This window comes from Caballeronia hypogeia (genome assembly GCF_001544875.2).
GTDB classification, from domain to species: Bacteria; Pseudomonadota; Gammaproteobacteria; order Burkholderiales; family Burkholderiaceae; genus Caballeronia; species Caballeronia hypogeia.
This window is the reverse complement of sequence record NZ_FCOA02000008.1, coordinates 64,186-86,285: the sequence shown is the minus strand read 5'-3', so window position 1 is coordinate 86,285 and position 22,100 is coordinate 64,186. Positions and strand designations below refer to the sequence as shown.

20 protein-coding genes are annotated in these 22,100 nt (G+C 64.4%); 9 read left to right on the top strand and 11 right to left on the bottom strand.

Annotation, left to right across the window (positions count from 1 at the left end; all coding sequences use genetic code 11):
• Positions 1-78: 78 nt before the first annotated feature.
• Together bamC and AWB79_RS14600 are read left to right on the top strand one after the other, a co-directional pair.
• Positions 79-1,221, top strand: coding sequence for an NlpB/DapX family lipoprotein (bamC, locus tag AWB79_RS14605; RefSeq protein ID WP_061168135.1), 1,143 nt, complete (start codon positions 79-81; stop codon positions 1,219-1,221).
• Between the two features lie 43 nt (positions 1,222-1,264).
• Positions 1,265-2,038, top strand: a complete 774-nt coding sequence (locus AWB79_RS14600) for an MBL fold metallo-hydrolase (RefSeq protein ID WP_061168134.1) — start codon at positions 1,265-1,267, stop codon at positions 2,036-2,038.
• Between the two features lie 111 nt (positions 2,039-2,149).
• On the opposite strand, the gene AWB79_RS40455 is transcribed toward AWB79_RS14600, so the two are convergent.
• Positions 2,150-2,404, bottom strand: a complete 255-nt coding sequence (locus AWB79_RS40455) for a hypothetical protein (RefSeq protein WP_074168913.1) — start codon at positions 2,402-2,404, stop codon at positions 2,150-2,152.
• A 267-nt stretch (positions 2,405-2,671) separates the two neighbouring features.
• Positions 2,672-3,910, bottom strand: a complete 1,239-nt coding sequence (locus AWB79_RS14595) for a cupin domain-containing protein (protein WP_061168133.1) — start codon at positions 3,908-3,910, stop codon at positions 2,672-2,674.
• Between the two features lie 33 nt (positions 3,911-3,943).
• Here AWB79_RS14595 and AWB79_RS14590 point away from each other — a divergent pair, with 33 nt between their 5' ends.
• The gene (locus tag AWB79_RS14590; RefSeq protein ID WP_061168132.1) at positions 3,944-4,492 is read left to right on the top strand and encodes an FKBP-type peptidyl-prolyl cis-trans isomerase; all 549 of its coding nucleotides are present in this window, start codon (positions 3,944-3,946) and stop codon (positions 4,490-4,492) included.
• Positions 4,493-4,588: 96 nt separating this feature from the next.
• On the opposite strand, the gene AWB79_RS14585 is transcribed toward AWB79_RS14590, so the two are convergent.
• The 5 genes from AWB79_RS14585 to AWB79_RS14565 all read right to left on the bottom strand — a co-directional run bounded on the left by AWB79_RS14585 (position 4,589) and on the right by AWB79_RS14565 (position 11,695).
• Positions 4,589-5,917: a hypothetical protein gene (locus AWB79_RS14585; RefSeq protein ID WP_232470909.1), complete on the bottom strand. Its 1,329-nt coding sequence runs from the start codon at positions 5,915-5,917 to the stop codon at positions 4,589-4,591.
• Positions 5,904-8,603, bottom strand: a complete 2,700-nt coding sequence (mutS, locus tag AWB79_RS14580; RefSeq protein WP_061168130.1) for a DNA mismatch repair protein MutS — start codon at positions 8,601-8,603, stop codon at positions 5,904-5,906. Before mutS ends, AWB79_RS14585 begins: the two co-directional genes overlap by 14 nt.
• 235 nt (positions 8,604-8,838) lie before the next feature.
• Positions 8,839-9,207 (bottom strand): ElaB/YgaM/YqjD family protein, encoded by a 369-nt coding sequence (locus tag AWB79_RS14575; protein WP_061168129.1) that lies wholly within the window; start codon positions 9,205-9,207, stop codon positions 8,839-8,841.
• Between the two features lie 176 nt (positions 9,208-9,383).
• Positions 9,384-10,682: a lysophospholipid transporter LplT gene (lplT, locus tag AWB79_RS14570; RefSeq protein WP_061168128.1), complete on the bottom strand. Its 1,299-nt coding sequence runs from the start codon at positions 10,680-10,682 to the stop codon at positions 9,384-9,386.
• Positions 10,683-10,891: 209 nt separating this feature from the next.
• Positions 10,892-11,695 carry an inositol monophosphatase family protein gene (locus AWB79_RS14565; RefSeq protein ID WP_061168275.1) on the bottom strand — a complete coding sequence of 268 codons (804 nt, stop codon included), beginning with the start codon at positions 11,693-11,695 and terminating at the stop codon, positions 10,892-10,894.
• Between the two features lie 269 nt (positions 11,696-11,964).
• Here AWB79_RS14565 and AWB79_RS14560 point away from each other — a divergent pair, with 269 nt between their 5' ends.
• The gene (locus tag AWB79_RS14560) at positions 11,965-12,732 is read left to right on the top strand and encodes an RNA methyltransferase (RefSeq protein ID WP_061168127.1); all 768 of its coding nucleotides are present in this window, start codon (positions 11,965-11,967) and stop codon (positions 12,730-12,732) included.
• A gap of 196 nt (positions 12,733-12,928) precedes the next feature.
• Positions 12,929-13,723, top strand: a complete 795-nt coding sequence (cysE, locus tag AWB79_RS14555) for a serine O-acetyltransferase (RefSeq protein ID WP_061168126.1) — start codon at positions 12,929-12,931, stop codon at positions 13,721-13,723.
• A 7-nt stretch (positions 13,724-13,730) separates the two neighbouring features.
• Here cysE and AWB79_RS14550 read toward each other — a convergent pair whose 3' ends face one another.
• From AWB79_RS14550 to AWB79_RS14535, 4 genes are all read right to left on the bottom strand, one after another.
• Positions 13,731-14,528 (bottom strand): UDP-2,3-diacylglucosamine diphosphatase, encoded by a 798-nt coding sequence (locus AWB79_RS14550; protein ID WP_061168125.1) that lies wholly within the window; start codon positions 14,526-14,528, stop codon positions 13,731-13,733.
• 13 nt (positions 14,529-14,541) lie between these two features.
• Positions 14,542-15,033 (bottom strand): peptidylprolyl isomerase, encoded by a 492-nt coding sequence (locus tag AWB79_RS14545; protein WP_061168124.1) that lies wholly within the window; start codon positions 15,031-15,033, stop codon positions 14,542-14,544.
• A 73-nt stretch (positions 15,034-15,106) separates the two neighbouring features.
• Positions 15,107-15,688: a peptidylprolyl isomerase gene (locus tag AWB79_RS14540; protein ID WP_061168123.1), complete on the bottom strand. Its 582-nt coding sequence runs from the start codon at positions 15,686-15,688 to the stop codon at positions 15,107-15,109.
• 88 nt (positions 15,689-15,776) lie between these two features.
• Positions 15,777-16,484 carry a tetratricopeptide repeat protein gene (locus AWB79_RS14535; protein WP_061168274.1) on the bottom strand — a complete coding sequence of 236 codons (708 nt, stop codon included), beginning with the start codon at positions 16,482-16,484 and terminating at the stop codon, positions 15,777-15,779.
• A gap of 557 nt (positions 16,485-17,041) precedes the next feature.
• Between AWB79_RS14535 and cysS the strand changes: the two genes are divergently transcribed.
• The 4 genes from cysS (at position 17,042) to tilS (ending at position 21,977) form a co-directional block, all read left to right on the top strand.
• On the top strand, positions 17,042-18,439 hold the full coding sequence (gene cysS / locus AWB79_RS14530; RefSeq protein WP_061168122.1) for a cysteine--tRNA ligase: 1,398 nt from the start codon (positions 17,042-17,044) through the stop codon (positions 18,437-18,439).
• Between the two features lie 47 nt (positions 18,440-18,486).
• Positions 18,487-19,494, top strand: coding sequence for an endonuclease III domain-containing protein (locus AWB79_RS14525; RefSeq protein WP_061168121.1), 1,008 nt, complete (start codon positions 18,487-18,489; stop codon positions 19,492-19,494).
• Positions 19,495-19,609: 115 nt separating this feature from the next.
• Positions 19,610-20,581: an acetyl-CoA carboxylase carboxyltransferase subunit alpha gene (locus AWB79_RS14520; protein WP_061168120.1), complete on the top strand. Its 972-nt coding sequence runs from the start codon at positions 19,610-19,612 to the stop codon at positions 20,579-20,581.
• A gap of 34 nt (positions 20,582-20,615) precedes the next feature.
• A complete protein-coding gene (tilS, locus tag AWB79_RS14515) occupies positions 20,616-21,977 on the top strand; it encodes a tRNA lysidine(34) synthetase TilS (protein WP_061168119.1) in 1,362 nt (453 codons plus the stop codon).
• Positions 21,978-22,100 lie beyond the last annotated feature (123 nt).

Below are 22,100 nucleotides of genomic sequence, written 5' to 3'. Positions count from 1 at the left end.
TCATTGGCCTCGATGATCCGCAGGGGTAGCGGGATCGGGGCGAGGCCTCAAGCGTCATCGGCAGCAAAGAAGGACCTCATGAAACGTTCCGCTCTTCTCACTCAAGCCAAACGCCTGAGCGTGCTTGCGCTCGGCGCCGGCGCGATCTTCGCACTCTCGGGTTGCGATACGCTCAACGACTGGCTCGCGCCGGACCGCGTCAATTACAAAACCGCGGAAACCGCACCCGCGCTCGCCGTTCCGTCCGATCTGACCACGGCCGACATCAGCCAGCGCTACGCCGCACCGCCGAAAATCAACTCGCTGGGCGGCGCCGCGGAACGCGCAGTCACGCCGGCAGGCAACGCCACGCTGGGCGTGCCGAACGCGCAGGATCCATACGGCATGCACGTCGAGAGCGATGGCGATCGCCGCTGGCTCGTCGTCGACGGCCGCTCGCCCGACCAGATCTGGCCGCAACTGAAGGAGTTCTGGGAAGAGAACGGCTTCACGCTGAAGACCGATGCGCCGGCCACCGGCATCATGGCCACCGACTGGGCCGAAAACCGCGCGAACATTCCGAACGACTGGTTCCGCAATAGCGTCGGCAAGCTGCTCGACTTCGCTTATTCGTCGGGCACGCGGGACATGTTCCGCACGCAGGTGGACCGCGCCGCCGACGGCTCGACCGACATCTCCGTCACGCACAGCGCGATGGAAGAAGTGTTGACTGGACAGGACAAGACGTCGTCGCGCTGGGAAACGCGTCCACGCAATCCGCAGCTCGAAGCCGCGGTGCTCGGCAAGCTGATGCAGAAGTTCGGCCTCACCGACAAGCAGTCGCAGCAATTGCTCGCGCAGGCGCGTCCCATGGGCGCGAAGGTCGCGATGGACCCGGCTGCGGGCGGCTCGACGCTCGATCTCGCCGAGCCATTCGATCGCGCGTGGCTGCGCGTGGGACTCGCGCTCGATCGCACCAACTTCACGGTCGACAATCGTGATCGCGACAAGGGCATCTACTACGTCCACTTTTCGGACTCCATGGCGGAGCTGAAGAAGGAAGGTCTGTTCGGCAAGCTCTTTTCGAGCAATACGCCGAAGCCGACGCGCCAGTTCCTCGTCAACGTGAAGCCCAAGGCGGACTCGGTCACGCAAGTCGGCGTGGTCGATGCCAACGGTCAGCCAGACACGTCCTCCGATGCGCAGCGCATCGTGTCACTGCTGCATGCTCAGTTGAACTAGACGACGACTTGAAGCCTCCATTGATGTCGATCGAAAGTTCATCGTGAGATTCGCCAGTCTCGGCAGCGGCAGCGAGGGCAATGCATTGCTCGTCGAGGCATCGTGCGGTACGACCACCACGCGCGTGCTGCTCGATTGCGGCTTCTCCGCGAAGGAAGTCGAACGCCGCCTCGCGCGCCTGAATTGCAGCGCCGCCGACCTCGACGCCATCGTCATCACGCACGAACATACGGACCATATCGGCAGCGCGCTGACGCTGGCGCGCCGCTGGTCCATTCCGTTGCACATGAGCTGGGGCACCGCGCGCGCCATCGGCGCCGACGAAGCCAATGTCGAGCTGAACGTGCTGTGGGGCGATGAGAGCGTCACCATCGGCGACCTGAGCGTGCTGCCTTACACGGTTCCGCACGACGCCCGCGAGCCGCTGCAATACGTGTTCTCCGACGGCGCTTGCCGCCTCGGCGTGCTGACCGATGTCGGCGCGTCGACGCCGCATATCACGAGCGTGCTGAGCGGCTGTGACGCGCTCGTGCTCGAATCCAATCACGATGTCGAAATGCTGGCGGCGAGCCGCTATCCACCGTCACTGAAGGCGCGCATCGGCGGGACGCACGGACACCTGAATAACGAGGCTGCGGCGGCCATTCTGGCCTCGCTTGATCGTTCGAAGCTGCGGCATCTCGTGGCCGCGCATCTCAGCCAGCAGAACAACCTGCCGCATCTCGCGCAGGCGGCGCTGGCGGCCGTGCTGGGCGCGTCGGCGATCGACGTGGTTGTTGCCACGCAGACCGAAGGGTTCGACTGGCTGGCGTTGTAACGCCGCGCAATAAACGAACGCAAACGCGCGAAACGCGGACACAAAAAAACCGGCTCGAGAGCCGGTTTTTTCTTGGGCAGGCCGCCTGAGCGGCCTGACGACGCCTAAGCCTTACTGGCTTGCGCCCGATGCCGGAGCGGCAGCCGAAGCGGCAGCGTCCGAAGCAGCGCCAGCAGCCGAAGCTGCGTCGCTTGCAGCGGCCGAAGCGCTCGATGCTGCAGCGTTTGCGTCCGAAGCAGCAGCAGCCGGAGCCGAAGCAGCCGACGTATCGCTTGCAGCGCTCGGAGCAGCCGTTTCGCTAGACTTGTTGCATGCAGCCAGAGCAACAGCAGCCAACAGGGATGCTACGAGGAGGGATTTCTTCATGATCACGTCCTTTTATGGTTAAAGGTAAGCAACAGCGCAAAGTACCGGTAATGTGTGCTCCAACACCGACCCGGGCCGCTGTGGAGACTCACAATTCTTTTTTGTGTGAGACTTCCTACGGCTTGGCCGGAAATTATAGGCACTTTCGTAACGACCGTCGATAAATGAGGGGACGATACGTTGTCTTTCTCATACAAACTTTCATATTGCGGAACAGCAAATTCTAGTATCCGCAGCATCTCTGGAACTCTCGTCGAGCCAAGCCTGTCAAGCCATAGCGCCCATCTGAATCCAGCCCGCACGATACCATTCGTGCAGCAAGGCTGTCATTGACGATTCGTCTGTAAGTGTTACAAAGCGTTTCGCCTCCAGACGCCGTGTATCGGCCAATTCAGGGAGCCACTTTTTCAGCTTCGACGACAACATCGCGGCTTCGCCATTTACAAAATACGACCGCGCGTCATACAGCAAATTAGTCTTTCTATCGAGCCTAATGCCGGTTTTTTTCGCGCGCTCCGCAAATTTTTGCTCGTTGAGCGCACGCTCGGGCGAATCGAATACGACATTGGATTTCGGTTCGCTCAGATATGTGCCGAGAAAGCCGGCTACGTCCTTTTCGTTCCAGTTGACGTTCGCAAGGATCGCGCCAACGCGTTCCACGAGCAGCGCCGGCAAAGCCCCCGGATTACCCACGGGTTCCTGCGTCGGATCGCGATAGCGCGTATTCGCGCGAGCGCCCTCGGCGTGCTCATCGGCGCGCTCCGCGAGGTGATAGAGGAACTGCGCCGTGAGCTCGTGCGCGGACGGCGCGCGAAAGCCGATGGACGCGGTCATGCATTCGCCCTCGGCGATACCGTCGTGCGCGATATGCGGCGGCAGATACAGCATGTCGCCTGGCTCCAGCACCCATTCTTCTTCCGGTTCGAAGTGCTGTAAAACTTTCAACGGCAGTCCGGGTTTTAGCGAAAGATCCCGTTGCACGCCAATACGCCAGCGGCGCTTGCCATGAATCTGCAGCAGAAACACGTCATAAGAGTCGAAGTGCGGTCCGACACCGCCGCCATCGGTCGCGTAGGAGATCATCAGATCGTCGAGACGCGCGTCCGGAATGAAGCGGAACCGGTTCATCAGCGCGTGGGCGCGGTCGTCATGCAGGTTCGCGCCTTGCACGAGCAGCGTCCATTCGCGTTTCTTCACCGCAGGCAATTCGTCGGGCGCGAACGGACCGTGCTCCAGATTCCACGTATTGCGAAAATGTGTGATGAGACGCGACTCGACATCGTCGAGATCGGCGAGTTCGAAGAGCTCGTCGCGCGCGAGCGGGGCCGAGATGCCGGGGACCGCCTGGCGGATCAGCAGGGGCTTTTTCTGCCAGTAACGCCGCATGAACTGTCGCGGCGTGCGATTGCCCAACAGGGGCGTGACTTCGTCCGGAAGGGGCGCGCCCGGGGTGTCGGACTGGCGGGGAACGGGGGCAGGTGTTGCGTCTTGTGGCCGCTTGGGCATCGTATAATCGAGGCTTGTATCTTGGAGGATCCAATGAAAATTGCGAAAGACACTGTCGTTTCGGTCGCTTACAAGCTGTCGGATGCGCAAGGCAATCTGATAGAGGAAAGCGACGAGCCGATGGTCTATCTGCACGGCGGCTATGATGGCACGTTCCCCAAGATCGAGGAAGCGCTCGACGGTCACGAAGCCGGCTATGAAACGGCCATTCAACTCGAGCCGCAGGACGCGTTCGGCGAATACGATCCCGAGCTCGTGAAGATCGAGGAGCGTAGCCGTTTCCCCGAGCCGCTGGAAGTTGGCATGCAGTTCGAGGGCACGCCCGAAGACGGCGATGACGACATCGACTCGCTCATCTACACCGTCACCGATGTCGCCGAAGACAAGGTCGTGCTCGACGGCAATCATCCGCTGGCCGGCATGGCGCTGCGTTTCTCGTTGTCGGTGCAGGAAGTGCGCACGGCCACGGATGACGAGATCGAGCATCAGCACGCGCATGGCGCGGACGGCCTGCATGTCGTCGATGAAGACGAAGACGATGACGACGAGCCGCGCAAGGACGCAGGTCCGACCTTGCACTGAACGAATGCACTGAACGAATGCACTGAACGCACCGTACATTGAAGAAAGCGCAGCTTCGGCTGCGCTTTTTTTTTGCGCGCACGGATCGCGCCCGGCTTACCCGCCGTTCTGCACGCCGGATGCTGGCACCGGATAGAGCGGCGGCAAGGATTGCGGCGGCGTGAGGATGGGCGGCAGGTCGGAAGCGGGCATCGGCATCGACGGCGGCGCGGGCAAGGATTCCGGCAAGTCGTTGCGGGGCAGCGCCGGCGGCATCGATGCGGGCAACGTGGGTTCCGGCGCGGGCGCCGATGCGGGCGCGGAAGAAGGCATGGGATAGGGCGCATAAGGCGCGCTCGACTGCGCGGGCGGCTCGCTCTGCGGCTCGACGGGCTCACGCGCGCGCACGTCCTTCGTATCGCGCACGCGCAGGCGAAACGGCGGATGCCATTGCGCATCGGTCTGCACTTCGAGCCATTGCGATTGCGGCCGCTTGAACGCGATCGCAATACGCGTGAGATTCGTGACGATCAAGCCCTTGTCGTTGCGCAAGGGCTGGTCGATACGAAAGCCGTTCGGCTCGGGCGCTTCGGAGGCGTGAATCACGATGACCGGCCCGCGAAAGATGTCCGCCGCCTTCACGAGACTGCGCTTGAGTTCGAGAAAGCCATCGCGCGGCTGGCTCGAGTGCGAGAAGCGCAACCACGCGAAGCGTTCGCGCCGTTCGTAGCGCGAGAAATCCGGATCACCCTGAAGCAGGATCACGAGTGCGCGCATGTCGGAGCGCCGCGCCGTTTCGGCCGCGTGCTCGAGCCAGAACGTGGTCGCGACCGCGCGATCCTCGAATTCGCCATTGCGCCCGCCCGCGGTCAGATAGTGGTTGTTCGGGCTCGGCGCATTGAGGCCGATGAACGCGACTCCCTGCGACTGCCAGCGCACGATCTCGCGGAAGGTGCGGAAGCGCGCGACATCGCTTTCGCGCGAGAGTGTCAGCGGGTTTTGTCCGAGCGAGCTTGCATCGGCGAAGAAGAGCTGACGGATGAAGTCGAGACGTTCGACCGGATCGTAACCGCCCGCGTGCGCGGAACCGCAATCGGCCCAGTCGTGTTGCCCGGGCAGCATCACGAGCGGCGTGCGCGACGCATCGAGCAGATCGTGCCGCGCCTGATAGATGCCGTCGCGGCACTGCTCCGATGCGCCCTTGAAATTGCCGTCATAGACGATGAACGCGACGTTCGCATCGCGCGCGATGGCGTCGAGCATGCGCCGCACCGGCGCTTCGTCGGCGGGGCGGGTGAGCGCGTCGGCGATCACGGCGAAGCCGAGCGGCTCGCTGTTCTCGGCATGTGCATGCGGAGTCGCGCCGTACGCGAGCGCGGCTATGATCGCGGCGGCGCAGCTCAGTCGCGCGGCCACCGCCATGACGTTTGGCTCAACGCGAGACATCCGGCGGATCGTTCGCCAGTTCATGCAGTTCGTATAGCAGATCGAGCGCATCGCGCGGACGCAGATCGTTCGGATCGAGTGCGCGCAGCTTTTGCATCACGGGATGCTCGGGCGCTTCGCTCGCTTGCGGCTCGTCTTCATCGACGTAAGGCACGGGGGGCTGGCTCGCGAACAGATCGAACTGCGCGGTGGGCTGACCGATCGACTGCTGCTCCAGATGCACGAGATGCCTGCGCGCCGCGCGGATCACCGGCGCAGGCACGCCCGCGAGTTGCGCGACCTGCAGTCCGTAACTCTGATTGGCCGGACCTTCGCTCACCGCGTGCAAAAACACGATGCCGTGATCGTGCTCGACCGCCGACAGATGCACGTTCGCCGCCTGCGCGAACTCGGTTGGCAACTGCGTGAGTTCGAAGTAATGCGTCGCGAACAGCGTATAGCACGCGTTGTGCGTGAGCAGATGCCGCGCGATGGCCCACGCGAGCGCGAGGCCGTCGAAGGTCGAAGTGCCGCGCCCGATCTCGTCCATCAGCACGAGGCTCGATGCGCTCGCGTCGTTGAGAATCGCCGCTGCTTCGGTCATCTCGACCATGAAGGTCGAGCGACCGCCCGCGAGATCGTCCGCCGCGCCGATACGCGTGAAGATGCGATCGAGCGCACCGAACCGCGCGCGCTTCGCGGGCACGTAGCTGCCCACGTGCGCCATCAGCGCGATCAGCGCGGTCTGACGCATGAAGGTGGATTTACCGCCCATGTTCGGACCGGTGATCAGCAGAAGCTTGCGGTCCTGGCTGAGACAGCAGTCATTGGCGATGAACTGCTCGACCTGCGCCTCGACGACGGGATGCCGTCCCTGTTCGATGTCGATGCCCGCATCGGCCGTGAATTCCGGCGCGACCCAGTCGAGAGCGCGGGCGCGTTCGGCGAAGGCGCACAGGAGATCGAGTTCCGCGAGCGCGCCCGCGACGCGCTGGCAATCCGCGATGAAGGGCAGCAGGTTCTGCAGGAGCGCGTCGTAGAGCGCGCGCTCGCGGGCCAGCGCGCGTTCCTGCGCCGACAGCGCCTTGTCCTCGAACGTCTTCAGTTCCGGCGTGATGTAGCGTTCCGCGTTCTTGAGCGTCTGACGGCGGCGATAGTCGTCCGGCACCTTGTCGGTCTGCCCGCGCGTCACTTCGATATAGAAGCCGTGCACCTTGTTGTACTCGACTCGCAGATTCGCGATGCCGGTGCGCGTGCGCTCGCGCGCTTCCAGATCGATCAGGAACTGATCGCAGTTCTCCGAAATATCGCGCAGTTCGTCGAGATCGGGATCGTAGCCGCGCGCGATCACTCCGCCATCGCGAATCAGCGCGGCGGGCTCGGGCGCGATGGCGTTCGTCAGCAGATCGAGGCATTCGTGCGGCGGTTCGAGCGCGGCGTCGATGCGTTCCAGCGCGTGCGTATGCGCGGCCACGTTCGTGACCAGCGCGCGCAGTTCGGGCAGCGCGGTGAAGGTATCGCGCAGGCTGGAAAGATCACGCGGCCTCGCCGACAGCAACGCGAGCCGCCCCGTGATGCGTTCGATATCCGAGATCTTGCGCAGTGCGCTGCGTAACGTGTCGAGGCCGCCGCTCATGGGCGCGTCGAGCAGCGCGCCGATCGCCTGCTGGCGTGCCTGCGCGATCGATGCGTCGCGCGGCGGATGATGCAGCCAGTGGCGCAGGAGGCGGCTGCCCATGGTCGTGCAGCACGTGTCGAGCAGCGAGAACAGCGTCGGCGATTCGGTGCCGCGGAGGGTTTCGGTGAGTTCGAGATTGCGCCGCGTGGCGGGGTCGAGCCCAATGTATTCGGACTCGTATTCGACCTTCAGGCTGCGCACGTGACGCAACTGCTGGCCTTGCGTGGCGGCGGCGTAGAGCAGCAGCGCGCCGGCCGCGCCGCAGGCGCAGGTGAGCGTCTGCGCGCCGAAGCCGTCCAGGCTCGCGACATCGAGCTGCTCGCGCAGCCGCTGCGTGCCCGAGCCGACGTCGAAGTGCCATGCCGGCACGCGCGTGGTCGCGCCGGGATTCGTCACGCCGAGCGATGCCTGCATGTCCGTGATCGAATCGGCGATGAGCGTCTCGGCCGGGCGAATGCGTTCGAGCGCGGCGCTCACCTGTCCGGGCGCGACTTCGGCGAGCCGCAGCGCGCCGCTCGCGAGATTGAGCCACGCGAGGCCGACGCTCGTCACGCCGCCACGCCGGTTGTGGGCGGGACACAGCGCGAGCAGATAGACATCGCTTTTGTCGGAGAGCAGGGCCGCGTCGGTCAGCGTGCCCGGGGTGACCACGCGCACCACCTTGCGCTCGACCGGACCCTTCGATGTGGCCGGATCGCCGATCTGCTCGCAGATCGCGACAGACTCGCCCAGCTTCACCAGCTTCGCAAGGTATTGCTCGCATGCGTGATGCGGCACGCCGGCCATCCGGATCGGATTGCCGCCCGAGGCGCCGCGCTGCGTGAGCGTGAGATCGAGCAGGCGCGCGGCTTTTTCCGCATCGTCGAAGAAAAGCTCGTAAAAATCGCCCATCCGGTAGAAGACCAGCGTGCCGGGATGCTCCGCCTTGATGCGCAGGTACTGCTGCATCATCGGCGTGTGCTGCGACAGGTCCGCGAGCGGCGCGGTGGTATCGGAGGAGGTGTCGGGAGTTGCCGTGTGATTGCCCATCTTGCGTGCGGTGAGAGCCGGTGCGATCAAACGGCCGGGCGCGACGTGCGCCGGCCGCTGATCAGCCGATAGGGCATGAGTTTAACCTGTCGGATGGGGAAGGCGGAGTCGGCCGGATGGCCAACGAATGAGGAACCGGACGCGCGCAAGCGCCTGCATCAAGGCAGGAAAGGCGCGCGCCGCCGGAACGACCGGACGTCGTCCTGGCGGGAAAACGTCATGTCGGGAGAACCCGTCACGCGCGCCCTGCGAGATAGCCGACGAGCAGCGCGAGTCCCGCCACCGCGCCGAGCGTGTGCCACGGCTTGTCGTGCACGAAGTCATCGGCGTAACCGGCTGCATCGTTCAGCTTGTCGGCGATCACGCCACCGGCGCCGTTCATCTGCGAACGGGCGGTTTTCAGTTTCGATTGCAGTTCTTTTCGCAGCTTGTCCGCATCGATGTCCTTGGCGCCCGAGATCGAGCTTTCCAGATCGTCGAGGAGGCTGCGCAACTGGCTGCTGGCCGAATCGACCGCGTCGCTCGCACCGCGCACCGCGCGCTCGCCCATATTGGCTGCGCCATTGATTTTGCTGTCGAGCGTCGAACGTGTGAACAATCCCATTTCCTTGCTCCTTTTTGACGTTGCCGAGGAATGTATGACGCCGGCAGGCGGGAAGCGCCTCGCCATGGCGTGCCGCTTACAGCTTGACGACCGACGTCCGCCGCCCGCGTTTCCTCCCTGTCATCGTCGTCGGCCGGCGTCGGGGCATGAACCCAGAATACACCTTCGAGCAAGGATCATTCCTCGACCAGTGCAACCAGGTCCGTGTCGCGCTCGTTTTGGGTGTGGCGGCGCATCGCCAGCGCCATCATCAGACAGACGAAGGCGCCGAACACGACGATGATCCACTGCACCGGCACCTTGATCGTCAAAAGCAGCGCGTAGGCGCCGAGCATCGAGAGCACCGCGATGTTCTGGTTGAAGTTTTGCACCGCGATGGAATGCCCGGCGGACAGCAGGGTCGCGCCGCGATGCTGCAGGATCGCGTTCATCGGTACGATGAAAAAGCCCGACAGGCCGCCGAGCGCGATCATCAGCGGATACGCCATCAGAATGTACGCCGGCGCGAAATACGACCCGATCTGGACGCCGGCGCCCGCCGGGAACAGGTCCTTGTTGTAGAACGCCATCGCGACCGCCACCGCGCCGATCAGCACGCCGACCGGCAGCACTTTCAGCGACTGACGCAGCACGATCCAGGCGGACGCCGCCGCCGCGCCCAGCGCGATGCCCAGACCTGTCACGCCCTGCAGCACCGCGGCCTTGGACAGCGACAGCCCGAGATTCGCGTCGGCCCACTTGAGCACCAGCAACTGCAATGTGACGGCAGCGCCCCACAGGAGCGTCGTGACCCACAGCGCGATCTGCGCGAGCTTGTCGCGCCACAGCACCTTGAAGCAGTGCGAGAAATCGTGGACGAGCTTCGTCGGCTCGCTCAAAAGGTTGGGATAGCGCGCGCCGGTGTCCGGAATGAACCCGTTGATGAGCGCCGCCGACGCGTAAATGATCATCACCGTGAAGAGCGCGGCGTGCGCGGCCGTGCTCATGAATGGCAGATGCGCGTGCGCGACCCAGCGCCCGACGACCTGGCTCACGAGCGCCCCGCCGATCACGGTGCCGAGAATCGTCGAGCCGACGGTCGCGGATTCGAGCCACGCGTTCGCCGCGATCAGCTTCTGCGGCGGCAGAAGCTCGGTGAGGATGCCGTATTTCGCCGGCGAATACGCCGCCGCGCCCAGACCCACGACGCCATACGCGAGCATCGGATGCACACCCGCGATCATCATCGCGCAGCCGCCGGCCTTGAGCGCGTTCGAGATGAACATGACGTGGCGCTTCTGGATCGCATCGGCGAATGCGCCGACGAAGGGCGCGAGCACCACATACGAAATCGTGAAGAAGATCTGCAACAGCGGCGTGACCCACGGCGCCGAATGCACGACGGCGAGCATGGCGATCGCGGCGATCAGGAGCGCATTGTCGGCGAGCGACGAAACGAACTGCGCGGCGATGATCGTGTAGAAGCCTTTTTTCATGGGCGAGCTGGCCGGGCCTTGCGTTTTGCGCGGCGCGCGGCGGAAAAACGGGGAACAGTGGAATGAAGCGCGAGCCGGCTTCGAACCGAAAGGGCAAAAGATTGCACTGTAACGGAGCCCCGCATTCATTGCAGAGCAGGGGACGCGCCCGGAGGCGGAGCGGACAGAGGCAAAAAGGGGCGCAAGACGCGCCCCTGGATGGATGTGACTTATTCGCCAGTCAGACGCGTGCGCGAGTACATGTCGAGAATCTTGACCATCTGCGCGTAGACCTTCGGATTCGCGGCGACGATTTCGTTCTTGAACAGGAAGTCCGATTCGCCGGTGTAGTTGCCGACCAGTCCGCCCGCTTCCGTCACGATCAGGCTGCCCGCCGCGACGTCCCACGGGTGGATGCCCTGTTCGAAGAAGCCGTCGAGCCGGCCGGCCGCGACGTTGGCGAGATCGAGCGCGGCCGCGCCCGGACGGCGCAGGCCCGCACAGGAAAGCGTCATTTCGCTGAAGAGGCGCATGTAGCCGTTGAGGCCCTGACCGTCGCGGAACGGGAAGCCCGTGCCGATCAGCGCATCCGACAGACGATCGAGCTTGCCCACGCGAATGCGGCGCTCGTTCAGATAGGCGCCACGGCCGCGCGACGCCGTGAACAGGTCGTTGCGCGTCGGATCGTAGACGACGGCCTGCTGCACGACGCCCTTGTGCGCGAGCGCGATCGACACGCAGTAATACTGGAAGCCGTGGATGAAGTTGGTGGTGCCGTCGAGCGGATCGATGATCCACTGGAACTCGGACTCGCGATAATCCTCGCCCGATTCCTCGGCGAGAATGTTGTGATCGGGATAGGCGGTGTGCAGCGTCTCGATGATCGCGGCTTCGGACGCCTTGTCGACTTCCGTCACGAAGTCGTTGTGCTGTTTCTTGCTGACCTGGAGCCGGTCCAGATCGAGCGACGCGCGGTTGATGATCTGTCCGGCGCGGCGCGCGGCCTTGACAGCGATATTGAGCATCGGATGCATGAGCGAAATCCTTTGACCGCCCGGCATCGTGATGCGGACGGAAATAGTGGCGACAACGACTGTGTCGACGAAAGACGAATTGAATAAGAGCGGGGCGTTCGCGCGAAGGTTCGACTGACTTCAAAAACCGCTCGCGGCGCGCGCGAAGGGGCCATTTTACCCGAAACTCGCCGCAAAGCCGCGTGCATGAGCACGAGTTTGAGGTGCGTCGGCAAAGCGCGCTAACATAACCGGTTCCCGCTCACACCGCTTTCAGCACGATTCAAGCCTTGGAACCCAACGACCTTTCCGCGCCCGCTGGCGGCTTCACGTCCACGCGCTTCATCCTCGTCGAGCCGAGTCATCCGGGCAATGTCGGCGCCGCGGCGCGCGCGCTGAAGACGATGGGCTTCTCCCGCCTCGTGCTGGTCGCCCCGCGCGTGGCCGATGTCAAGAACGAGCCCGAAGCCATCGCGATGGCCTCCGGCGCCGACGATGTACTCGCCTCCGCGCACGTCGTCGATACGCTCGCCGATGCGCTCGTCGGCGTGCACTGGTCGGTCGCGCTGACCGCGCGCATGCGCGAATACGGCCCGCCGCAGATGCCGCCGCGCGCGCTCGCCGAACGCGCGCATGAGTTCGTGCGCCACGGCGACATCGCGCTGGTGTTCGGCAACGAGCGCACCGGGCTTTCCAACGTCGACGTCGAGCGTTGCAGCGCGCTCGCGCATATTCCGGCCAATCCCGCGTACAGCTCGCTCAATCTCGCGCAGGCGGTCCAGGTGCTCGCCTACGAACTGCGGCTCGCGTTCCAGGCGCCCGCGAACACGCTCGCCGTGGTCGAATCGACGGGCCAGAGCGCGTCGAGCGAAGAAATCGAAGGCATGTACGGGCATCTCGAGCAGGCGCTCGTCGCGCTCGATTTTCTCGATCCGGCCAATCCGAAAAAACTGATGTCGCGCGTGCGGCGGATGTTTGCGCGCGCCGGGCTGGAGCGCGAAGAGGTCAATATCCTGCGCGGCATCGCCAAGCACATCCTGCGCACGAAGAAAGACTGAACGCGCGTGCTTTCGATTGAACGATGAGATTGCGCAGTGACAGCGACCGCGCTGGCATCGTGGGCATAAAGCAGACTCCGCGCGCGCGTCCTACAATCGGCGAAAAACGGCGAACGCCGATATAAGCTTTGCGCGTTTCGTGCTTTGCGTTTCGAGCGCCGAAACGCGCGCCCATTCCCCCGTCAGAGATATCGCCATGTTCGACCGACTTCGCGAAGACATCGCCGCCATCCGCGAGCGCGATCCCGCCGCCCGCAGCGCCTTCGAAGTCGTCACCTGTTATCCGGGGCTGCACGCCATCGTGCTGCATCGCGCGGCGAACGCGTGCTGGCGCGCGCAGTGGCGCTGGCTCGGGCGTTTCGTGTCGCAGGTCGCGCGCTTTCTCACCGGCATCGAGATCCATCCGGGCGCGACGCTCGGACGGCGCGTGTTCATCGACCACGGCATGGGCGTGGTGATCGGCGAGACGGCGGAAATCGGTGACGACTGCACCATCTATCAGGGCGTGACGCTCGGCGGCACGTCGCTTACGCGCGGTGCGAAGCGTCATCCGACGCTCGGACCGGGCGTGATCGTCGGCGCGGGCGCGAAAGTGCTCGGCGGCTTCACTGTCGGCGCGCAGGCGAAGATCGGTTCGAACGCGGTGGTCGTGAAGCCGGTGCCGGCGGGCGGCACGGCGGTCGGCAATCCGGCGCGCATCGTGATGCCGGCCGTCGCCAAGCCGAAGGAAACCGTGCGCGAAGGCTTCTGCGCTTACGGCATCACGCCGAACGCCGACGATCCGGTCTCGCTCGCCATCCATGGACTGATCGATCACGCATCGACGCAGACGCAGCGCGTCGATGAAATCGTCGCGGCGCTGGAGCGGCTCGGCGCGCGGGTGGAGGCGTTGAATGTGGTCGATGGCGCCGCGCTCGTCGATCTCAAGCGCCTGTGCACATCGATGGACGGCAAGGCGAGCGAGGAGCGCGCGGCGCCGCTCGAACGCTGAAGAGACGCTAGAGCGGCAGCGCGTGCAGGCCGCCTTCGTCGAGGCGCAAGTAGCCGCCGCGCGGCGGATCGACGTCCAGTTCCCAGTCGGGCAGCACCCAGCGCACGCCTTCCACTTCTCGATGCATCGCCGGCCGATGCGTGTGGCCGTGAATCAGCGTGTGCGTGCGGCTGTTGACGAAGAGCTCGGATACTGCTTTCCTCGTCACGTCGTATTTCGAGGATATGCCCGTCACGCGCGCGCCCTCGCTCTTCGAGCGCATGCGCTGGCCGATGCCCAGACGCGTGTCGAGCGGCAGCGCGAGAAAGAGGCGCTGCGCCAGCTTGTTGCGCGCGACTTTGCGAAAGGCTTGATACGCGCGATCCGCGGTGCACAGACCATCGCCGTGCGCGAGCAGGATGCGCTTGCCGAACGCAGTGATCATGAACGGGTCGGGCAGCGGCATTGCCCCCGCCTCCTTCATGAAGCGCTTGCCCAGCAGGAAGTCGCGATTGCCGTGCATCACATACAGCCCGATGCCGCGCTCGGAGAGCGTATGCATGAGGCGCGTCATGCGGCGCGCGAAGTTCGCTCGCGCGTCGGTGTCGGGGGCGTCGAGGATGTCGTCGCCGATCCAGAATTCGAACAGATCGCCCAGGATGAAGACGGAATCCGCCTCGCCCGCGGTGACCTCGATGAAGTGCTCGAACGCGGCGACCGTGTTCGGGATCGCCTCGGAGAGGTGCAGGTCGGAAATGAAAAACAGCGGGCGCGCCTGTTTCGCTGCGCCCGCTGCTTCGCGATCGAAAGAAGTCGTGTCGATCATGCAATGACCGGGATCAGACCACGACGGCCTTCTCGATCACCACGTCGTCGACCGGCACGTCCTGATGGAAGCCCTTCGAGCCGGTCTTGACCTTCTTGATCTTCTCGACCACGTCCATGCCTTCGACGACACGGCCGAACACCGTGTATCCCCAGCCTTGCGGCGTCGGCGACGAGTGGTTCAGGAAGTCGTTGTCCTTCACGTTGATGAAGAACTGCGCCGTTGCCGAGTGCGGGTCGTTGGTGCGCGCCATCGCGATCGTGCCGTTCTCGTTCGCGAGGCCATTGTTGGCTTCGTTGTCGATCGGCGCGTCGGTCGGCTTTTGCTTCATGCCCGGCTCGAAGCCGCCGCCCTGGATCATGAAGCCGTCGATCACGCGATGGAACACCGTGTTGTCGTAATGGCCCTTCTTCACGTAGTTGAGGAAGTTCTCGACGGACTTCGGCGCTTTTTCGGCGTTCAGTTCGAGCTTGATGACGCCGTGGTTCGTATGCAGTTCAACCATGATGATGTTCTCTCCAATGTGTTTGATTGAGCCCTGGCGCGCCGCGCGCCAGGTTAGCGACAGGTGCTTGCGGTTACTGCGAGACCACGGTGGCCGACTCGATCACGGTCGGCTTCTGCGGCACGTCCTGCATCGGGCCGCGCGTGGTGGTCGGGCTGCCTTCGATCTTCTTCACGACATCCATGCCCGCGACGACCTTGCCGAACACGGCGTAGCCGTTGCCATCCGGGCTCGGATAGTCGAGACCCGCATTATCGACCGTATTGATGAAGAACTGGGCCGTGGCCGAGTTCGGGTCGCTCGTGCGCGCCATCGCCAGCGTGCCCGTGACGTTCTTCAGGCCGTTCCTGCTTTCGAGCGGAATCGGCGCGCGGGTCGGCTTCTCGGCGAAGCTCGTGCTGTAGCCGCCGCCCTGGATCATGAAGCCCGGAATCACGCGATGAAAGATCGTGCCGCTGTATTGACCGGACTTCACGTAATCGAGAAAGTTCGCGACCGACTTCGGCGCTTTCTCGGGATACAACTCGACCTTGATGTCGCCTTGCGTGGTCTTGATGAGCACGGTGGGATGCGCGGCCTGCGCGTTCGGCTGGGCGAACGCCGGTGCGCTCGCGATCAGGGCGGCGCTCGTAAGCGACAACATCAGGAATTTCATGAAGGATCGATCCTCGTGTGGTGAAGACAATGCGTCGGCCGCGAACGGGGGCGCGGCGACAGCTTATCGCGCGCGCAAGTCCGTTTGCTCAGGGCTGGGCTTGAGGGGCTGCATAGGGCGTGGTCGGCAGCGGACTGGTCGGGCCGCCGAACGGCGAGAATTGATCGGGCGATGGCATCGACGACGTGGTTCCGCTGGTCGTGCCGCTGACGCCCGAGGCCGGCGCCCATTCGTCGGCGTTCGGAACCGATGCGCCCGACGCCGCCGCTGCCGCGCCCGCGCGCTTCTTCGGCGGCGGCGTGTAGATGTTGCGGATGCCCGCGATGCGCTGGCTTGTGAGCGGACTCTTCGAGCCGAGCGATTGCGCGCGCTTGTACGATTCGAGCGCGAGCCGCAGATAAAGATCGCCGAGATTGTCGTAGGCGAGCGCGTAGCCGGGGTTCGCCTTCACCGCCGTTTCGAGCGCGGCGCGTGCGTCCTCATAGCGTCCCTTCTTCGCATAGAGCGCGGCCAGATTGTTGTAGGGCTCCGGCAATTCGGGGTACGCCTGCGTGAGTTCGGTGAACGCGGCGATTGCTTCGTCGTCGCGGTTCAGGCGCGCGAGCACGGTGGCGCGCTTGAACTTCGCCTGCACGTCGCGCGGATTGCTCGCGATGCGCGCATCGAGTTGCTTGAGCGCGTCGTTCCAGTCCTTGTTGGCGATGGCCGCGTCGATCTGCGGAGTGTCGTCGCGCGTGGCGGGCGACACTTGCGCGAGCGCCGCGCCCGACGTGCCGATGCACGCAGCAAAACCGATGGCCGCGCAGGCGAACGTGTGCGCCGTGAAGGTGCTGAAAGTGCCGAAGGTCCGGGCGGAGAGCCGGCGACGAAGTTGCGAAGGCGTGCTCGCTTTGCGATGAGTCACTTGGAATCGGGTCAATGAATGATGCAGCGAAAGAAGCCGGCAAAGCGGCGAGAGAGACGGCGTGCACTGCGACGCAAAACGTGCGGCGCGAGCAACAATGCCCGATGCGGCATGTGGTCCGGCAAGGCTGTCTGCCTGGCCCGGCGCGCGGCTTGCGACGCCCGCCGCGCGGCCGCTTCGAGATTTCATAGGCTCAGGTCCCGGTGTTATACTCCGAGCCATTCTAACAAAAGGTCTGCACGTCCCGCGCACGTGTCTTGCGCGCAGCCATCGGGCGGCGCGCATCGCGTCGACGACAGACTTTCCTTCGCCACTCGTGGCCGTCTCCGTCCTGGTCGCATGACCGTCGTGTTCGCGCTCGCGTGTGGGTCTCTTCGCTCCCGTACGCATCCATCGCGCACGCCGCTTGCGTCCCAACACGGTTGATTCCGGCCCATGCTTCGCCTGCTATGAATTCGCTGCGCATCTACAACACGCTTGCCCGTGACAAGCAACCCTTCACGCCGCTTCGCGAAGGCGAGGTGCGCATGTATGTCTGCGGAATCACGGTGTATGACTATTGCCATGTGGGTCATGCGCGCATGTTCGTCGTGTTCGACATCGTGCAGCGCTGGCTGCGCACGCTAGGCTACAAGGTCACGTACGTACGCAACATTACCGACATCGACGACAAGATCATTCGCCGCGCCGTCGAGAACGGCGAGCCGATCAAGGCGCTCACCGAGCGTTTCATCGCGGCGATGCACGAGGACATGGACGCGCTGGGCGTCGCGCGCGCGGACATCGAGCCGCGCGCGACCGACTTCGTTCCGCAAATGCTCGGCATGATCGATGCACTGCACGCGAACGGCTACGCGTATCAGGCGAAGGACGGCGACGTGAACTACGCGGTGCGCAAGTTCGCCGACTACGGCAAGCTGTCTGGCAAGTCGATCGAAGACCTGCGCGCGGGCGAGCGCGTCAGCGCGAACGACGCGAAGGAAGACCCGCTCGACTTCGTGCTGTGGAAAAAGAGCAAGGCGGACGAGCCCGCCGACTCCGGCTGGGACTCGACGTGGGGCCGCGGGCGTCCGGGCTGGCACATCGAATGTTCCGCGATGGGTTGCACCTTGCTCGGCGAGCAGTTCGACATCCACGGCGGCGGCATGGACCTGCAGTTCCCGCATCACGAGAACGAGATCGCGCAGAGCGAAGGCGCGACCGGCAAGCGTTTCGTGAACTACTGGATGCACAACGGCTTCGTGCAGATCGACAGCGAGAAGATGTCCAAGTCGCTCGGCAATTTCTTCACGATCCGCGAGGTGCTCGAAAAATTCGATGCCGAAGTGGTGCGCTTTTTTATTGCGCGGGCACACTATCGGTCGCCGCTCAATTACAGCGACGTGCATCTCGACGACGCCAAGAGCGGGCTCACGCGCCTGTACACAGCGTTGAAAGATGTCGAGCCGGACAATCAGCAACTTGACTGGACCGAGTCGAACGCGCAACGTTTCCAGTCTGCGATGAACGACGACTTCAACACGCCGGTGGCCGTGTCGGTGTTGTTCGATCTTGCGAGCGAAGTGAACCGCACGCGCGACGCCGCGCTTGCCCGTCAGCTGAAGGAACTCGCCGCCGTGCTTGGCCTGCTCGGGCGTGAGCCGCGCGTGTTCCTGCAACAGGCGGGCGGCGCCGGCGCGGAGCAGGGACTCTCGCCGCAGGTGATCGAAGCGAAGATCGCCGAACGCATCGCCGCCAAGCAGGCGAAGAACTATGCCGAAGCAGACCGGATTCGCGCCGCATTGCTCGAAGCCGGAATTGCGCTCGAAGACAAACCGGGTGGGTCGACCGAATGGCGCCGCGTTTGACCGCGCGCCTTCAAACCCTCTGATCGACTCGCCAGGCAGGAGGCACGATGGCAACGGCCAGGAAGACGCCGGTCAAGCGACCCGCGTCTGTTAGCGATGCGCCGGGCGCAACGAAGCGACCGCGCAGCGCGCAAATGAAAACGAACACGCAGAAGATCGATGGTGCAAGCGCGACGGCGGGCCGCAAGACCGCGGTCAGGCGCGCGGCCGCCGTTTCAGACAAGGCGGCGCGTCCGAACGGCGCCGCCCGTCCGTCGAAGGCCGGCACCGAAGAGGCCGGCGCCTCGCCCGCGAAGGGCAATGGCCGCGCCGTGGCAGGCGCCGGCGCGAGCGCGCAGGCGCTCGTTCCGGAGCATGGCGAGGTCGTGCGCAAGTCACGCGTCGTCACGTCGGACGCCGCGGTACCGGTGCAGATCGGCGGCCTCACGCGCGAAGTCACGCGTCCCGACTACTGGGATCGCGCGTGCGCCGATCTCATGAAACGCGATCGCATCCTCAAGAAGCTGATTCCGAAGTTCGGCGAGATTCATCTCGTCAATCTGGGCGATCCGTTCTCGACGCTCGCGCGCTCGGTGGCCGGTCAGCAGATTTCGGTGAAGGCGGCGCAAGCCATCTGGGAGCGTGTAAAAGGCGCGTGCCCGGAGGTTCATCCGGCGCATTTCATCAAGCTGGGTCACGAGAAGCTGCAGGCTTGCGGGCTGTCCAAGCGCAAGGCCGAATACATCCTCGATCTCGCGCAGCATTTCGAGTCGGGCGCGTTGCACGTCGACGCATGGACGTCGATGGACGACGAAGCCGTGATCGCCGAGCTCACGCAGATTCGCGGCATCGGCAGATGGACGGCGGAGATGTTCCTGATCTTCAACCTGTCGCGTCCGGATATTTTGCCGCTCGACGACCTCGGTCTGATCCAGGCGATCAGCGTCAACTATTTCAGCGGAGAACCGGTCACGCGCAGCGAGGCGCGTGAAGTGGCGGCGAACTGGGAACCGTGGCGCACGGTCGCGACGTGGTACATGTGGCGCAGCCTCAATCCGATTCCTGCCGATCACTGAATACACTGGGGATTGCGGAACTATCGTTGATTTATAATCGATAGTTCCCGCGCGCATTTATCAGGGACGGACGCGGTTAAAATACGCGCTGCCCGATGTTCTAGGACTCGAACACATGAAGACCACGTTTCTGGATTTCGAGCAGCCGATCGCTGAACTCGAAGCGAAGATCGAAGAACTCCGCTTCGTTCAGGACGATTCCGCTGTCGATATTTCGGAAGAAATCGATCGGCTGTCGAAGAAGAGCCAGCAGCTCACCAAGGATCTGTACGCCAACCTGTCGCCGTGGCAGGTTTCGCAAATCGCGCGACATCCGCAGCGTCCGTACACGCTCGATTATGTGAACGAGTTGTTCACCGATTTCCATGAGCTGCATGGCGACCGGGCCTTCGCGGACGACCTCGCGATCGTCGGCGGTCTGGCGCGCTTCAACGGCCAGCCGTGCATGGTGATCGGCCATCAGAAGGGCCGTGACACGAAGGAGCGCGCGCTGCGCAACTTCGGCATGCCGCGTCCGGAAGGCTATCGCAAGGCCGATCGTCTCATGCGCACAGCTGAGAAATTCGGTCTGCCCATCTTCACGTTCGTCGACACGCCGGGTGCGTATCCGGGCATCGGCGCGGAAGAGCGCGGGCAGTCGGAAGCCATCGGCCGCAATCTGTATGTGATGGCGGAGCTCAAGACGCCGATCATCACCACGATCATCGGCGAAGGCGGTTCGGGCGGCGCGCTGGCGGTCGCCGTCGCCGATACCGTGATGATGCTGCAGTTCTCCACGTACTCCGTGATTTCGCCGGAAGGCTGCGCGTCGATCCTGTGGAAGAGCGCGGCAAAGGCGCCGGAAGCGGCGGAAGCGCTGGGGCTGACCGCGCATCGTCTGAAGGCGCTTGGTCTCATCGATAAAATCGTGAACGAGCCGCTCGGCGGCGCGCATCGCGATCCGAAGGGCATGGCCGCGATGCTGCGCCGCGCGCTCGCCGATTCGCTGCGCCAGTTCCAGGGCATGAGCGTGAACGAACTGCGCGAGCGTCGCTTCGAAAAGTTGATGGCGTACGGCAAGTTCAAGGAATCGATGCCGGGCGCGTGATGCGCGCATCGCTCCGTTCCCTCGCGACTTCATCGTGACATCCGATAGCGAAACCCCGGCCGGCCGCCTCGTGTTCGAGGCGGTGCGCGCGGCGGTTTCGCTTGCCAGTCTTCCCGCCGATTCACTTCTCGCCGTCGCGCTCAGCGGCGGACTCGACTCCACCGTCCTGCTCGATGCCGCCGTGCGATGTTTCGGCGCACGGCGCGTCGTCGCGTTCCACATCCATCACGGTCTGAGTCCGAACGCGAACGCGTGGGACGCGCATTGCGACGCCTTCGCGGCGTCGCTCGACGTGCGTTACGCGTCGCGCCACGTCGATGTGCCGCGCGCGAACGGCGAAAGTCTCGAAGCGGCGGCGCGCGAAGCGCGTTATCGCGCGCTCGACGAGCTCTGCGACGAGCAGGGTGTGCGTGCGCTCATGATCGCGCATCACGCCGACGATCAGGCCGAAACCGTGCTGCTGCAACTGTTGCGCGGCGCGGGCGTGGCGGGTATCGCGGCGATGGCGCCGCAGCGGCTCGACGGCGGGCTGCCGCGTCTCAGACCGTTGCTACGGCTGTTGCGCGCGCAACTCGAGCAATACGCGCACGAGCGGGACCTGAGCTGGATCGACGACGAATCCAACGCCGATACGCGCTACTCGCGCAACGCGCTGCGTCACGACGTGCTGCCGGTGCTCGCGGTCCATTTTCCCGGCTTTCGCGATGCGCTCGCACGCACGGCGTCGCACGCGGCATCGGCGCAGCGCTTGCTGGATCAACTCGCCCGCATCGATATGGAGCAGGTCGAAAGCCCCGAAGAGCGTGGTGCGCTCACGCTCGACGCGCTGCTCGCATTCGACGACGAACGTGCGATCAATCTGATGCGTTTCTGGATTCGTTCGTGCGGATTGCTTGCCGCATCGACAGCGCGTATCGCCGACATGCTGCGCCAGTTGCGCGATGCCGCCGCCGCGCGCGACGGCCACGCATTGCGCGTCGATCACGCCGGGCATTGCCTGCGCGTGTACCGCAACACGCTGTACTGGGAGCCGGGCGACAGCGGCGACGCCCCCGATGTCGACGACGGCTCGCCGGTGCTCCGGGCCGCGGCGGAATTGCTATGGCCCGCCGATGATGTCGTGGGCGAGGGCGTGCTGCGCGCGGCGCCGCTCGTCGCGCGCGCGCGTGCCGGCGGCGAGCGCATGCGCGTGGCGGGCGAAGCCCCGAGCCGCACGCTCAAGAATCTCTTTCAGGAGCGCGGCGTGCCGGCATGGAAGCGGGATGTGCCGCTACTGTTCGTCGGTGAATCGCTGCTGTTCGTGCCGCACGTGGGCGTGAACCGCGAAGCCGCGCCGAGCGCCGCGCACGGTCCGCTGCGCCGCATCGTCTGGCGGCCGGATTTGCTGCTCGCTTGAGCGCGGAACGGCGGCGTTTCGGGAAGCCGTTGTGCCGAAGCCGGTAAAATTGGCGTCACGGGCCCGTCATCTTGTAATTTCAGCCTCGATCGGGTACGGTAACTCGTTTCGCCCAAAGCGCGT